Origin of the sequence: Mycolicibacter sinensis (assembly GCF_001673565.1) — a bacterium.
Lineage (GTDB): Bacteria > Actinomycetota > Actinomycetes > Mycobacteriales > Mycobacteriaceae > Mycobacterium > Mycobacterium sinense_C.
Window position 1 is genome coordinate 21098 of record NZ_LZMF01000008.1, and the last position, 14268, is coordinate 35365.

General features: G+C 63.2%; 13 protein-coding genes and 1 pseudogene. 1 reads left to right on the forward strand and 13 read right to left on the reverse strand.

What is annotated here, in order from left to right; translation table 11 throughout:
* Positions 1-10: 10 nt before the first annotated feature.
* The 13 genes from A5648_RS01800 to A5648_RS01860 all read right to left on the reverse strand — a co-directional run bounded on the left by A5648_RS01800 (position 11) and on the right by A5648_RS01860 (position 12928).
* Positions 11-886 carry a hypothetical protein gene (locus A5648_RS01800; protein ID WP_065022906.1) on the reverse strand — a complete coding sequence of 292 codons (876 nt, stop codon included), beginning with the start codon at positions 884-886 and terminating at the stop codon, positions 11-13.
* Positions 887-897: 11 nt separating this feature from the next.
* Positions 898-1740: a mannan-binding family protein gene (locus A5648_RS01805; protein WP_234787252.1), complete on the reverse strand. Its 843-nt coding sequence runs from the start codon at positions 1738-1740 to the stop codon at positions 898-900.
* Positions 1698-2351, reverse strand: a complete 654-nt coding sequence (locus tag A5648_RS01810) for a hypothetical protein (protein WP_065022908.1) — start codon at positions 2349-2351, stop codon at positions 1698-1700. Before A5648_RS01810 ends, A5648_RS01805 begins: the two co-directional genes overlap by 43 nt.
* Positions 2352-2363: 12 nt before the next feature.
* Positions 2364-3062: an Mce protein gene (locus A5648_RS24285; protein ID WP_234787253.1), complete on the reverse strand. Its 699-nt coding sequence runs from the start codon at positions 3060-3062 to the stop codon at positions 2364-2366.
* Positions 3047-4360 carry an MlaD family protein gene (locus A5648_RS01820; protein ID WP_082966281.1) on the reverse strand — a complete coding sequence of 438 codons (1314 nt, stop codon included), beginning with the start codon at positions 4358-4360 and terminating at the stop codon, positions 3047-3049. Before A5648_RS01820 ends, A5648_RS24285 begins: the two co-directional genes overlap by 16 nt.
* Entirely contained in the window at positions 4315-5559 is a 1245-nt protein-coding gene (locus A5648_RS01825; protein WP_234787255.1) for an MlaD family protein, read from the reverse strand. The genes A5648_RS01820 and A5648_RS01825 overlap by 46 nt, the downstream gene beginning before the upstream one ends.
* Complete coding sequence (locus A5648_RS01830; RefSeq protein WP_065022911.1) at positions 5466-6581, reverse strand: MCE family protein; 1116 nt, start codon at positions 6579-6581, stop codon at positions 5466-5468. Before A5648_RS01830 ends, A5648_RS01825 begins: the two co-directional genes overlap by 94 nt.
* Positions 6578-7603, reverse strand: a complete 1026-nt coding sequence (locus tag A5648_RS01835; RefSeq protein WP_065022912.1) for an MCE family protein — start codon at positions 7601-7603, stop codon at positions 6578-6580. Before A5648_RS01835 ends, A5648_RS01830 begins: the two co-directional genes overlap by 4 nt.
* Before the next feature lie 5 nt (positions 7604-7608).
* Positions 7609-8634 (reverse strand): MCE family protein, encoded by a 1026-nt coding sequence (locus A5648_RS01840; RefSeq protein ID WP_065022923.1) that lies wholly within the window; start codon positions 8632-8634, stop codon positions 7609-7611.
* A 38-nt stretch (positions 8635-8672) separates the two neighbouring features.
* The gene (locus A5648_RS01845; protein WP_065022922.1) at positions 8673-10217 is read right to left on the reverse strand and encodes an MCE family protein; all 1545 of its coding nucleotides are present in this window, start codon (positions 10215-10217) and stop codon (positions 8673-8675) included.
* Between the two features lie 2 nt (positions 10218-10219).
* Complete coding sequence (locus tag A5648_RS01850; protein WP_065022913.1) at positions 10220-11077, reverse strand: MlaE family ABC transporter permease; 858 nt, start codon at positions 11075-11077, stop codon at positions 10220-10222.
* A 2-nt stretch (positions 11078-11079) separates the two neighbouring features.
* Positions 11080-11946, reverse strand: a complete 867-nt coding sequence (locus tag A5648_RS01855) for an MlaE family ABC transporter permease (RefSeq protein ID WP_428844297.1) — start codon at positions 11944-11946, stop codon at positions 11080-11082.
* 208 nt (positions 11947-12154) lie between these two features.
* Complete coding sequence (locus A5648_RS01860; RefSeq protein ID WP_065022915.1) at positions 12155-12928, reverse strand: TetR/AcrR family transcriptional regulator; 774 nt, start codon at positions 12926-12928, stop codon at positions 12155-12157.
* Between the two features lie 220 nt (positions 12929-13148).
* Here A5648_RS01860 and A5648_RS22265 point away from each other — a divergent pair.
* Positions 13149-14193: pseudogene (locus A5648_RS22265) on the forward strand (IS3 family transposase); the annotation flags it as partial.
* Positions 14194-14268 lie beyond the last annotated feature (75 nt).

A 14268-nucleotide genomic window follows, 5' to 3' on the forward strand; every position in this document is an offset into this window, starting at 1 on the left:
TCTCACCGAATCACTGGTCTTCTGGACCATCTCCGGCAGGAAGAATCGATGCTGCCCTACTCTTGCGCTCGGATCGCCGGCCCGCCGCGGGCATGCGTTTTCTGAGCTCCCGCAGCGGCTCCACCGCAGAGGCGAGCGCCTGTGACGAGTCGTCGAACCGCTTGATGATAGGGCCGAGGGATTCGATCACCGGGGCCAACAGGACAATGGCCGGCGCAAGCTGTTCTACCGCCGGGACCGCCCGTTCGATCGCCGGGGCGAGCTGCATCACCACGGGAACGGCCTGCTCGACCGCGGGGGCAAGCTGTTCGATAGATGGCTCCACCTGCGCGAGCGCCGGCGCCAGCTGTGTGATGGGCGGCGCCAGTGTCTCGATAACGGGAGCGATCTGCGTGATCACGGGGGCCAGCCGCTCGACCACGGGCAGGACATTTACGATTGCAGCGACCAGTTCGTTGAGGTTGTCGACCACTCCCCCTTCCTGCACTAGTTGCTCGATCAAACCTTCCTTGGCGAGCAATCGATCGATGACGCCACCTTCGGCAAGCATGCGATCAATCGCACCTTCGCGGTCCAGGAGTCGATCGATGGCACCACCGGGGGCGGCCATCCGATCGATAAGGCCACCCTCTTCGATCAGCCGATCCAATGGACCACCGACTTGCGTGAGTCGCGACACCACACCGTTCTCGTCCAACACCCGGTCAACAACGCCCCCGGGAGCGATCGCTTGGCCAAGCGGACGACCCTCACCGGTCATCGCAGCGGCCTGATACGCCAGACGGACGGGACCATCGGGCTCAACCAGGCGTGCGATGCCGAGGCTCGCCTCACCGAAAGCACGTGCGACACGAGCCGGCAACGTCATCAGGTCGACAAGGTTCATTCTGAATCCACCTACGCTCCACCGTATTCCGGACGCAGTGATCCCGCCAGTGCGGACAGCGGTACCTCGACGATAACGGTTCCGCCGTCCATCGACCAGACGTATCGGTCTTGCGGACTTGGGTTTTCCCGCAGCATCGAGTCATCGGGCATGTACAAGGTTAGGTGGTCAGCGGCTAACCCGAAGGCTCGGTAGTCGCCGGTGTAGCCGGGCCCATCAGGGCCGGGTTCGAACTCCTGGACGGTAAAAGGATAGGTGTTGGCTTGGTGAGGAGGCCGCGCAGCGTCCAGCGCGGCCGACAAGACCGGTCCGGCGGCCACCGGTATCGCCTGCATCGGGTCGACACCCGGCTTGAACAGGTCGGCGAGCGTGAGCCTTCGGCCACTGGACATATCGAAAACGAACGAGCGGTAGGCATTGTTGGCCTGGATGCCGAACGGCTCGAAGTTCTCGTGCACGATCAGTGACTGCACCGCCCCCGGCCCGGGAAACAGCTGGTAGTCGGTGGATGCGCTGCTGTCCCGCGGCGTCTCAGCGCCGGTTTTGCGCCAGCCGTCCATCAGTCGGTGATAATAGTTGCGCAACACCGGCCCCGACGTGGGATTGTCGAGCAGCTGCGCCGGTAGGTCGAGTGAGATGAACATCTCCGCTTTGCGCTGGGAGGTGACCAGGGTCGTACAGTGTGTCCCGTCCCACGTCGCGTTGAGTTCGCCGCAGAATTGCTCGGTGGACGCTCGCGCGGCCGGCGCGGTCGCCACCAGCGTTGCCACGGACAGCACTGCTGCCAAACCTATCGCGAGCTTCACGTTCGTTACCCCTGCTCTGACGGGAGGACTACTTTGCTTGCCAGCCAACGCCCGCCGACCTTCTCCATCGTCATCGTGACCGCGGTGACATCGGAGCGTGGATCGGGGCTGGCCGAATTGGTCACCGACTGCCTGACGAATAACAACACCTCGACCTCGGTCTTGGTCGCCGACTTGGCCGCCGAGTCGGCGACCGTTCCTTGGGTCGCGACCTTGTTGTCGATCAGCATCTTGCGAAGGCGTGAACTGGCTTTGGTGTAGATGTCCTTGAATTCACCTGTTGCGCCGCCCAGGATGTCGGTGAAGTTCTGGTCGACCGCATTTGGGTCTGTCGTGGTGAGCGTGACCGCGAATTTGTTTGCCGCATCGAGTGCTTGCGCAGCAGCAATGTCCTTCTGGTGCAGCTGAAACAGCAGCCAGCCTTCGTAACCGCCCCCCGTCAGCACCGCGACGAAAGCGACCGCAGCGATCGAGCGGAACGCTGATCTGACCCATCGGCGGCGGGGTGTGTGGGTGCCCTCATCTTTTGGGTTCTCGTCTTCGGAGCCGGCCCCGGCCGCAGGATCAGAGGGCGTTTCGGACGCGGAATCCTCGATGATTTCGCCGTCCGATTCCCCGATGCCAGCCACTGTGATATCGCTCGCAGTTCCCATCATCATCACCCTACCGCGCTAGAGGATTTCGACTTTGCTTGCTAGCCAACGGTCGTCGACCAACTCCATCGTCATCTGCACCCTGTTGCGGTCGATACGGGGGCTGGGATTGACGGCGTTGGTGACCGATTGATCCACGAACAACAGCACTTCGACCTTGTCTTTCGTCGTCGATTTGATCGCGGCGTCGATGACCATGCCCTTTCCTCCCGCATTGTTGTCGATCAGGACCTGGCGCAGTTGCGCCGACCCTTGACTGTATTGATCCTTGAATTCCCCCGTGGCACCGTCGAGTGCCTGTTGATAGTTCATGTCGATGTTCTTGACGTCCAGGGTGGTCAGGATGACCGCGTAGTTGCGTGCGGCTTCTAGGGCCGCCCGGCCGGCCGCGGCCGTGTCGTCGACCTGTTTGAGCCGCCAGCCCAAGAATGCTGACAGCCCGAGGGCACCGACCACCACGACGACGACGAGCGCGGCGGGGCCCCGGCGCCGCAGTCGGCCCGGGGCCTGGCCGTCGACTGTTTCGCCGTCTTCAGGGCCGCCCTCTTCACCGCTCGTGGCGGTCTCGTCTTGCGGTGCGCAGGAATCGGTTTCGGGCGGCGGCGCCGGCGTGGTCTCCGGCTCCACAGTCGCGTCCAGCTCATCGAGCTTGTCGAAAACGTCCTTGGTTTGTGTTCGCTTAGACATTGCGACTCCTGCGCTCAGTTCGGTATCCACGTGGGCAGCGGGGGTCCCGCGTAAGTGGTGGGCAAGGTGTAGGGCGGATAGTTCGGTGTCGGATCGGTCTGCGCCTGCGGGTCATAGCCGGGCGGCGGGCCTGCGGTGTCATCACCGGGCGGGCGGGGTGCGTTGCGCGCGCCGCGGACCAGCACCGAAGGGTCGGGGTTGTTGCAGTAGGTGTAGCGGTACGGCTCGGGGAAGTCCGCCTGCGTAGGCGGCCGGCGCGGAAGATCGTAGTCACAGCGGTACTTCGGGTATGGGTCCACGGCTACCCAGACACCGCCGTCGTGGAAAACACTGGCTACGCGGTCGATCAGCGACTCGTGGTCGGGACGCCACAAGTTCTGCAGGGCCGGTATCCGTAGATATAGCAGCTGCGAAAGCGTCGTCAGATTGCCGAGCAGTTGCACAATGTTGTCGCGGTTGTCGGCGAGGAGGTTATCGACAGTGGCCAATTGGCCGCTGCCCTGGTCGACGAGGGTGCGAAACCCGCCATCCATCTTGTTCACGCCGCCCAGAATTTCTTGCAGGTCGACCGTGGTTTGGTGCAGGCCCGGAGTGACGTCGCCCAATGTGGTGAACACTGTCCGGGTGGTGCGCAACAGACTGACGGTCTGCGGCAGCACGCCATCTAGGGTGGAGGACAGAAAAATCGCGCCATCGAAGATAGCCGCCAGCTTCTGCGGCCCCTCGCGCGAGACGCGCAATTCACCGAACAGAGCCGCCAGCTTCTTTGGATCCAGCTGAGCCAGGGCACCGCGGCTGTCGTCGATGATCTGCGGCAGCGACACCGGAATGGCGGCCTGGTGTTCGTCGATTATCGCGCCATCCGTCAGAAACGGCCCACCGCCATGTTCCGGCCGAAATTCAAGATACTGCTCACCGGCCGCCGATAAACCCGACACCCGGACGGGGCTGTCCCGTGGGATTCGCACATCAGCGTTGATCACGGCCACCGCCTCTACTCCATACTCGGTGAGGTTGACCGATCTGACGCGGCCGATCCGGATCCCGCGCAGGGTGACGTCCTGGTTCTCCAACAGCCCGCCCGACTCCGGCAACAAGACCCTCACCGACATCGACCCGTGCGCGGGGTTGATCCCCAGGCCGCCGATAGCGACATAGGCGAATGCCACGACCAAGGTGATGCCAAGTGCCATGCAGGACACGAGGATCCGACGCTGTGCCACCGCCCTGACCGAGTCGACGACCAGCCGGGCCGACCATTCCAGCGGGTTGGGCGCCGTCGTCACTTCGGCGGACCTAGCACTTGACCCGGTTCCGCCGGGTTCCATCGCTGGTCCCCATAGATCTTGTCCAACAAAAGATTCCACTCGTATCGCAGGCTGCCGACCATCAGATGCCAGTCAGTCCCATCCGGCCAATGGAACCCGGGATCGCCGGGATAGTTCTTACCGGGCCATGGGCCGCCGGTGAGCTGTGTGATAACACCGTGGCCATGCACCGCCGTCGAGTTGGTGGTGTGCATCAACACTCCCACGAGCCGGTTAAACGGCATCAGCGACAGGTCGGGGTCGACGGAGATGTCGTTGAACACACCGGCCAGGCGGTTCAGGTCGGCGGTCATGCTGCGGGTGTCGGTGCCCTGGACGGAGGGAAACCGCGAGAGCTGGCGGGTGATGCGTGCGACGCTATCGGCCAGGTCAGCGATCCGGGTGGTGTTGTCCGAGATCACCGCCATTGCCGGCGCACCGGCGGTCAACGATTCGTCCAGCGTGGCCCGGCGTGCCGACATTGTCGCCGCCAGCTCGGAGGTGCGCCGGAGCGCGGCATCCAGCTGTGCCGATCGCGCCGTCATCCGTGACAGCAAGTCGCTGCTCTGACGTAGCAGCGTGCCGACCTGTTCGCCCCGCCCGCCCACCGCCTGGCCCGCGCCGTTGAGGATCGAAACCAGGTGACGCACCGCGCCCCCGTTGATCAGCAGGGTCATCGAGCCCAGCAGATCTTCGATCGTCGGAGCCGCGGCGGTGGATTTCAACGGGATGGTGTCGCCGTCATGCAGCAGACCCGCGCCCGTGGCCTGGCGCGGGTCCGGTGTGATCTGCACGAAGACATCGCCCAGCGGGGTGGCTGACCGCAGTTCGGCGGACACACCGACTTGCAGAGGGACGTCGGCGCGGATCCGCATGTTCACATGCGCAGTGAAGTCCTGTGCCGCGATCGAATCGACCTCCCCGATTTCTGCGCCGTACAGCTTGACCTTCGCCTTCGCCGGAAGGTTCAGCGCATCGGAGAATACGGCTGTCAGCGCGTAACTTTGGCCGCCGGCCACGGGTGCGGGCAACGGCAAGCGGTCCAGGCCGGTGGAACAGCCGGCCAATAACGTTATCGCCGCGATGACCGCCAGGCTCCGCACTCCGCGGCGAATAGGGTAGTTAGTCATGGCTGACCACTGATCCCGTTGCCCATCAGGTCCAGCATTTTGGTCAACCCGAAATCCGGCCCGTAGTCCTGCAGCGTTCCCGTGGCGCACGCGAGCTGTTTGAGCCCCATCAGGTTGCAGATTTCCTTGCCGAACTGGCTGTTCAAGAACACCTTGTCGGTCAGCAGATGCAACCGAAGGCTGCCGGCAACAGGGTCAATGACGTCGTAAATGTTGTCGACCATCAGTGGCCCCACATCGAGGAATTCCTCCAACTCCCGGCGGTTGTCCGTGAGGGTTGTGGCAATGGCGCGGGCGTTGGCGAAGGTGTCCTTCAGCGAGTCACGGTTGCCCTCCAGCAGACGGGCTGCTTCGGCGAGGATCCCGTTGGCCTTCGCGCCGGTGCTGCCGGAGCCGAGGTCTTCGTCGGCGAGAATGGCGGCCAGCTGCCGCAGGTTGGACCCGAATTGGCGGATTGTGGCGTCGTTGTCGGCGGCCGCCTGGGTCAGCTCTGCGAGGCTGGTGATGATCGCCTGGATGTTCTTGTTGCTGCCGGCCCCCTTGTCGGCGCCGACACGCAGCGCCTGCGACAGTTTGTCGAGGGCCGCCTTGATGTCGCGCCCTTTGGCCGAGGTTATATCGGCACTGAGGTTGACCAAATCCCCCAGCGGCCCCTGACCGTTCGCGTCGCCGTGTAACGCCTTGCCCAGCTTGTCCATCATCGCCAGCGTCCGGTCGAATTCCACCGGGGTTCGGGTACGACCCAGACCCAGAACGTCGCCGTTCTTCAGCTTGGCACCCCCACGATACGGCGGCGTGAGCTCGACAACCCGGTCGGTCAGAATCGAGTTCGACACCGTAACGGCCTGAGCGTTCGCCGGGACGTCAATCCCGTCATCGATCGCCAATTTCACCTCCACATAGTTGTCCTTGGCGACGATGCTGGTCACCTTCCCGACCGTCATGCCCAGTACCGACACTCCGTTGCCCACATAGAGTCCGACCGCATCCTCGAATTGTGCGGTTACCGTGATCGGGTGGCGGACAAGGCGGGGAATCGCGGCCGCACCTGTCACTATCAGGACCACCGCGGCGGCCAACACCGCGGCGATCAGCTTGACCTTCCGGCTCATTCGCAGTCCTTGAAGTATTCGACCAGGTTGAACTGTTTGGCCCGCCCGCTAACTGCGCACATCCACGAGTCGACAAAGGGACCGCCTGGGGCACTGAAGTCGAGAGCGTTCCCGCTACCGGTCATGTTGGCAAGGTTGCGGACGCTAATCGGCATCGACTGCAAAATGTTTCGCAGCAATGCGTCGTGGTCGACTATCATCTGGGTGAACTCCCGCGCATCGACCAGCAGCTGGTTGATGGTCGGCTCGTCGCCCAGGATCGTCTTCGCCCGATCGACCGCCGTGGTCACGCTGGTGAAGAGCTGTTGCACCGCGGCGCGGCGGGTCGCGATCTCAGCCAACAGGTCGCGGGCCTGCAGCACGAGCGCCCCGAGGTCGGCCCTCTGGTCACGCAGCATCGTGGTCAATTTGTCGGCGTTGGACAGTAAGGCGCCGAGTTGATCGCGTCGATCCGCAATGATGGTTGCCAGCGACTGCAGGTTGGTCAGCGCTTCCGGCAGTGCATCGGGCAAACCCTGCAGATTGTTGTTCAGCATTTTCACCGATTCGACGACACGCTCGGCGTCGATCGGCTCAAACGTACTCGTCGCACCGGCCAGGGTCTTTTGTAGATCATAGGGAACCTCAGTGTTGGCCAATGGGATCGTCTTGTGGTCGAGGCCTCCCGGGCCGGCCGGCGACAATTCGAGGTAGCGCGAGCCCAGGATCGTGGTCAATTTGATGGCGGCCCGGGTGGCGCTGCCCAGGTGCACATCGTTGCGGACGTTAAAGGCGACCACGACATGGTCGCCGGCGAGTTGGACACCGTCGACGATGCCGACCTGAATTCCCGCGACGGTGACCTGGTTGCCCTTCTTGATCTGGGCGGCCTGCGCGAACTCCCCGTAGTAGCGCGTCTTACCCACGTTGAGCTTGCCGAACGAGACCACACCCACCAGCACCGCGGCGATGACCGCCAGCGCGATCACCCCTAGCCATATCTGGTGGTATGACTCGATGGGACGCCTGAACCGATCAAACATGGCGGCTACCTGCAAACCTGGGTGTGTTTGACCTTGTTGAGATAACCCGGGGTGATGTTGTCTCCAGGGGTCGCCGAGGCCACGAATCCCCGGAACCAGAAGAACAGGCCGCGCCAGAGGGCGAAGTCGAGGTCGCACGGGTAGGTGCTGATGTGGCTGCCTTCCTGGGTGACCCGGGCAAGGCCTTTGAGCAGGAACGGAAGATTGGCCGCCATATAGCCAATTCGCGGACGGCCGTCGTGCAGCCCGTAATTGAGGAAACCGGGTTGCCGGCCGACGAACTCTGTGGCATCGGGGGCGATGTTGTCGACGATCGTCGCAAACCGTGCGGTCGTCGAGTTGATTGCCCCCACCGACGCGACCAGCTCCTGGCGGCGGCCGGCCAGTTCTGCCATCAGATCCCGGGATTCCCGGATCATGGTCTGCAGATTGGTGCTCTGCGCCGACAGGCTACCCATCAGCTCGTCGAGGTTGCCAATGAGATCGCCGAGTACCTGATCCGGGCCGGCCAACGTTTCCGCCAACGCCGACGCCTGGGTAATGAGCGCCAGAACGGAGCCCGAATCCCCTTGCAATGCTTGGATGATGGCGGTGGTCAGATTGTCCACCTGGGTGGGATCCAGCTGAGTGAACAGCGGCTCGAACCCGTTGAGCAGGTAGGAGATGTCAAGGGACGGGTTGGTGCGTTCCTTGGGTATCTCACCGTGATTCGGCAACGGCGTGTGACGGTCGCCGGGCCCCTGGGACAGTCCGAGGTACCGCTGTCCGATAATGTTCTGGTAGATCACCGATGCCACCGTGTTGGTGTACAGGGGCTGGCTGCGTTGCACGCGAAACGTCACCTTGGCCAGTGTGCCGACTAGGTCGATCTTGTCGACTCGGCCAACCCGGACTCCGGCCACCCGGACGTCGTCCCCCCGCGCCATGCCCGAAATATCGGTGAAAATGGCCGAATACGTGTTCGTCGCGCCTGCAACCTCGCGCTGCAGGGTGGCGAACACCATCCAGGTCACCGTGATCGCGAAGGCCATGAAGGCGGCCACACCAATCAACGCCCTGCGATACGCCCTCACCGCTCACCTCCCAGGTCTGGCGTGACGTGGACCGTCATGCCGCGCGCCAACGGGCCCAACAGCAGCTCGGTGGCGGCGGTGGCCCGCCCGCCCACGATGCGCCCGAGTTGATCTTTCTCCTCGCGGCTGCCGACCGGCCCGACGTTGCCGCCGATGACCGCCGACTGTGGCTGCACATCGGCCGGCACGGGAACCGGTGCGGGACTCGGTAGTTCGGCGGGCAGCTGCGGCGGGTCCGGCGGCGGGGCGGGAGGTCTGTCGGGCAGCTGCGCGGCGCCGGGTGCGAGCGGAGGAACCACCCCCGCCGGCGGAGTCGGCGCCGGAGGTCCCTGCGGAAATCCGGGCATCGAGTTGCGCGGCGTGCCGAGGTTGGGACGATTCTCCGACAACCCGGGCGTGGGCAGGTAGCCCATCGAGCCCAATGCCGGCATGAGATCTGGGGCTGTTGGCACCTCCGGTGCGGTGTGGCAACTAGGCCCCTCCAGCGCGCCGTAGCGGGGACAGTCGGCACGAACGTAGGTACGGGTCGGGTTGAACGCGATGACAATTTTGGCGATGAAGAGATTCGCGTTGTGATCCCAGATCTCGTCGTAGAACTTGTTGGCCAGTGTCTGCATCCGGGTCGATATGCCATGGAACTCGCCTGCATGGTCGGCGATCACCCCGAGCGCCGGCGTCAGTTGGGTGCTGATGGCGATCAACCGGTCGGTCTGGTGGTCGAAGGCATCGCCGAGCGTCCCGGTTGTCCGGAGCCCTGCGGACAGAAAATTAGTTAGTTGCGAACGCTTCTCGGCGATGGTTCGCATCGGCTGGATCGAGCTGTCCAGCGCGTCGAAGAGTTCAGGGGACACGCTGCGCAACCCGTCAGCGGCGGCGGTCAATGCAGAAAGGGTGGTGAATCCGGTGCCATCAGCACTGACCACTGAATTCAACTGCGCCAGAATGTCGTTCAGCTGGTGTCCGGCGTCGGTCAGTTGTTGGCCGCGGCCGCGAGTGGCATCTGCCAAGGCTGCCAGCACTCCGACGCTGTTATCGCCGGGCTTGTGCGCCACCGCGGCAAGCAACTCGCGCAGCCTGGCCAACACGCTCTGGAACAACACCGTCGGGAGGGTTTTGTCCTCATGCACGACAGACCCGGATCGCAACGATCCCGTACCCTTCCCGTTGTCCACCAGCTGGACCGCCGACACCGCGAAGAGGTTGGCCGGGACCACCCGTGCGGTGACGGTGTTGGGGATACCGGCGGCGTACTCAGGCTTGAGGTTCACGTGGACGACGTTCGGCCGTCCGCTCCGGGATGGCGTGACATCGGACACCGACCCCACCAAAACATTGCGGAACTTCACGTCCGAGCGAGCCGGCAGACCATCTCCGATGTTGACCAGCTCGACGTTGACCCGCACAAGGTTGTCGAAGGTGCCTTCGGATTTGGCGATCGCCGCTGCCGCAGTAAGGGCCGCAACGACTATGAAGCACACTCCCACCACGAACATCATGCGGTCGGATGGGCTGCGCGGGTCGACGTCGAAGTAATTTGGCATCATTAGCCCCCGAACCTGGCCCCGGACTGGACGCCCCAAAGCGCCATGGTCAACAACATGTTCACGATCATGACGACGGTGATACTTGCCCGCATTGCCCGCCCTGCGGCCACTCCCACCCCAGCGGGACCACCACTGGCGAAGTAGCCGTAATAACACTGAATCGTCGAGGAGAGAAAGACGAAAACAGAGGCCTTGATCGTCGCAAACATGACATCGCGGGCGTTGACGAACATGGAGAAGTAGTGCAGGTATGTCCCGGCAGACTGGCCGGCGACCACACTGACCAGCTGGGCAGACAAGAAGGCCATCGCCAGGGTGGTCAGGAACAACGGAACGACGGCGATGACCGAGGCCACCACCCGGGTCGCCACCAGGTAGGGGACCGGATTGATCGCCATGGATTCCATGGCGTCGATCTCGTCGTTGATCCGCATAGCGCCCAATTGCGCTGTAAACCGGCATCCTGCCTGGGCGATGAACGCCATAGCGATCATGATCGGCGCGAGTTCGCGGGTATTCGCGAACGAGGAGATCAAGCCGGTTGCCGGGCCCAGGCCCAGCAGGTTCAACGCGTTATATCCCTCCACGGCGACCAGGGCGCCCGCGGTCAGACCCAGCACCACCGCGACATTGACCGTGCCGCCGCCCACGACGATCGACCCGTTGCCCCAGGAGATGTCCGAGAGCAGTCGCAGCATTTCCCGTCGGTACGACCGCATCATCGTGGGAACCGAGACGACGGTGCGACCGAAGAAATGAACTAAGTGGCCGGCTCGCGCGACCGTCCGGCTCGCAGCTTCGGCAGCCTGAGTAACCGGGCGAGCGCCCGGGTTCTGGTACCGCGTCGGAGCAGCCATGGTCAGATGGTTTGCCGTGGGAAGACGATAACGTAGAGCTCGGTCAGCACCACGTTGACAATCATCAGCAACAGCACTGATTGGACCACGGCCGCGTTCACCGAGTTCGCCACCCCGGCGGGACCGCCGCGGGTGTCTAAACCTTTGTGGCAGCTAATAATTGCTACTATCGCGCCATAGATGATCGCCTTGACGAGGGCTAGCACGAAGTCTCCGATGGTGGCGAAGGAGGAAAACGTGTCGATGAACGAGCCTGGCGTCCCGTTCTGCAAGTAGACGTTGAACAGATAGCTCGCGACGTATCCGACAAAGCACGTCACTCCGGTTAGCGCAAGCGCCACCACAATGGCCGCCGCAAGCCGCGGAACGACCAGGCGCCGGACCGGCGACACTCCCATCACCTCCATCGCATCGATTTCTTCGCGCATCGTCCGCGATCCCAGGTCTGCGCATATTGCTGAACCGACCGCCGCAGCGAGCAGCAGTGCCGCCACTAGCGGGGCCCCCTGGCGGATCACCGCCAGCCCGGTTGCCGCGCCGGCCAGCGACTCGGCGCCGACTTGCCCGGCCAGCAGGGTGAACTGGATTGACAGTACGACGCTGATCGGTATGGTCACCAGGACCGTGGGGAGAAACACTGTTCCGGCCATGAATGCGGTCTGATTGATGAACTCGCCGACCACGAAACGGCCGGTGAACAGGTCGACAAACAAGGTCGGAATGGCGCGGAACCCGAGCACCACCTGGCCGCCGACGGTGCCCAGCGACCTCACCGGGTGATTTTGCAGATAGCGGCGTAGAAAACTGATGATCTCCCCGATGGCCGATCGCTCGGCTACCCGTCGCTGTGGCCCGTCGACGATTGTCACTAGACCCCCCTTGCGCCGGTGCATTGGGAAGCGAACCGGATTGCCAGCACCGGTTCACTGGATGCCACGTCTTCTTTCCCATAGCGACGAAGAACTGAAGCCGGCGCGTCAGCGGGGCGACGTTGAACTGCCGTACTGACAAGCCCAATAACTGATCTCTCCAACCGCTGAACGCCCAGAGACGACAGGCGCCGCATGACGAGAAGTGTCATCGGCCCCCCTTGCCAGGTCGTTTCTTGGCGGCAGATGATGGGCCGTCGAGCCCCTGCCGCGGTTTTGACTGGTTCGCACGCATCACCGGTGCAGCGTCTGTGTCGGTGATGATGTCGAGCACGGTCGAGACGATGGCCCCGCCGGCGTCGGTGAGCCGCGCCAACTGACGACGCGAAACCAACAGGGACCCGAGCACCAGATCAACCAGTTCCGCACCGACTTCCTCGGCGCTGTTGTGCCCGTCTGGGTTGAACCATGTCCACGCCCAATGCGCGGCGCCAAAGATCAACTGGGTCCGTATGTTTGTGTCGACGGCCCGGAATTCGCCCGATGCGATCCCCGCCTCCAATACCTCGTGCACGATGCCGACGTATTCGGCTCGCAACTTGCGCCCCTCGGAGTCTTCTGATTCCTCAGCGAACTTCGCCACCTCGCGCTGGAACGCGACCGTCCGATACCGATCAATCACCTGATACAGGATGAACGCGTATAGCAATCCGGCGAGCCGCTCCGATGGAGTACCAAGCTCCGATACGATCCGCTTCTCCTCATGCACTCGACGTTGCATGTAGGAAGCGTGCAGGGTCGCGAGCAGTCGTTCCTTCGTGCCGTAGTGATGCGAGATTAAACCCTGCGATATTTCCAGTTCGGCTGCCACCGCACTGAAACTTGTGCCGTGATAACCGTTTTCGGCAACATGACGCGTGAATGCATCGAGGATCGCGCCCGACTTACCGGGGCCCTCCAGGCTTCCACCCTCGATTGCCACTTGGCCTCCTCTCGCCCGGTCCGAAACACCTTAGCCTTAGACTGACTGGTTGTCCAGTCATTTTGGTTTTCGGTGCTGGACACCCGCTGCTGTACAGCCACTGCTATAACAAGCGCGACGTCGTTGCACACGTCATCCGGCAGGCCAGCAAACGGGACTGCCCCCGGTTTGGTTGATTCCTGACCTGTGAGGATTCGTCCTTGCTGGAAGGATCAACCCCGTGCCGAAACCGTTTCCTGCTGAGTTCCGTGCTGACGTGATCGCTGTAGCCCGCAAGGGCGAGGCGCCGCTGCGCCAGATCGCGAAAGACTTCGGGATCTCGGAGGCCTGCCTGCATCGCTGGCTCAAGATCGCCGACCGTGATGATGGCGTCGACCGGCCCGGGTGCGCGGCAGCCGGTGATGATGTATCAGCACAGCTGCGCGAAGCGCACAAGCGGATCAAACTCCTCGAGCAGGAAGCCGAAGTGATGCGCCGCGCGGTCGGCTACCTGTCCCGGGACGCCAACCCAAAATGATGTACCCGCTGGTCCTTGACCTTGCCGCTGACGGCGTGCCCGTCACGGTGACCTGCCGGGTCCTGGGGTTCTCCACCCAGGCGTTCTACAAATGGCGCAAAGCACCGTTGTCGCAGCGCGATTGGGACGATGCGCACCTGATCAACGCCGCCCGCGACATCCATGCCGATGACCCCGTCTTCGGATACCGGTTCATCGCCGACGAGTTGCCCGGTCGCGGGATCATCGCCGGGGAGAACCGCGTCGCTCGACTGTGCTCCCAGGAGCGCATCTGGTCGATCTTCGCCAAGAAGCGAGGACTGAACCGCCGATCCGGACCTCCGGTCCATGACGACCTCGTCGAGCGGCAGTTCAGCGCTCAGGGGGGCCAACCAGGTGTGGCTGACCGACATCACCGAGCACCGGACCGATGAAGGCAAGCTCTACCTCTGCGCCATCAAGGACGTGTACTCCAGCCGGATTGTTGGCTATTCGATGAACTCGCGGATGAAGTCGTCCCTGGCGGTGGCCGCGCTGGACCATGCTGTGGCGTTGCGCTCACCGGTCGCGGCGATCGTTCATTCCGATTGAATCCGGTCAATTTCGGTCCCGAAAATTTGTCCAGGCACTATCACGCAACGGATTACACGGCTCGATGGGACGCGTCGGTGCGTGCGGGGACAACGCCGCCATGGAGTCGTTCTTCGCCCTTCTGCAACGCAACGTACTTAACCGGCGACGCTGGTCCACCCGAGCCGAACTCCGACTGAATCGTCCCGGCGTGTCCGGAGACTCCGTTCCTTGGGAAGGATGGAGTCATGTCAGGGAGTACGTCGAAGAGGTA

What these genes read in the sequence shown, in the direction of transcription:
- A5648_RS01800 (WP_065022906.1), bottom strand. Translation starts at nt 886, where the DNA reads ATGAACCTTGTCGACCTGATGACGTTGCCGGCTCGTGTCGCACGTGCT.
- A5648_RS01810 (WP_065022908.1), bottom strand. Translation starts at nt 2,351, where the DNA reads ATGATGATGGGAACTGCGAGCGATATCACAGTGGCTGGCATCGGGGAA.
- A5648_RS01820 (WP_082966281.1), bottom strand. Translation starts at nt 4,360, where the DNA reads ATGGAACCCGGCGGAACCGGGTCAAGTGCTAGGTCCGCCGAAGTGACG.
- A5648_RS01830 (WP_065022911.1), bottom strand. Translation starts at nt 6,581, where the DNA reads ATGAGCCGGAAGGTCAAGCTGATCGCCGCGGTGTTGGCCGCCGCGGTG.
- A5648_RS01835 (WP_065022912.1), bottom strand. Translation starts at nt 7,603, where the DNA reads ATGTTTGATCGGTTCAGGCGTCCCATCGAGTCATACCACCAGATATGG.
- A5648_RS01840 (WP_065022923.1), bottom strand. Translation starts at nt 8,634, where the DNA reads ATGGCCTTCGCGATCACGGTGACCTGGATGGTGTTCGCCACCCTGCAG.
- A5648_RS01845 (WP_065022922.1), bottom strand. Translation starts at nt 10,217, where the DNA reads ATGCCAAATTACTTCGACGTCGACCCGCGCAGCCCATCCGACCGCATG.
- A5648_RS01850 (WP_065022913.1), bottom strand. Translation starts at nt 11,077, where the DNA reads ATGGCTGCTCCGACGCGGTACCAGAACCCGGGCGCTCGCCCGGTTACT.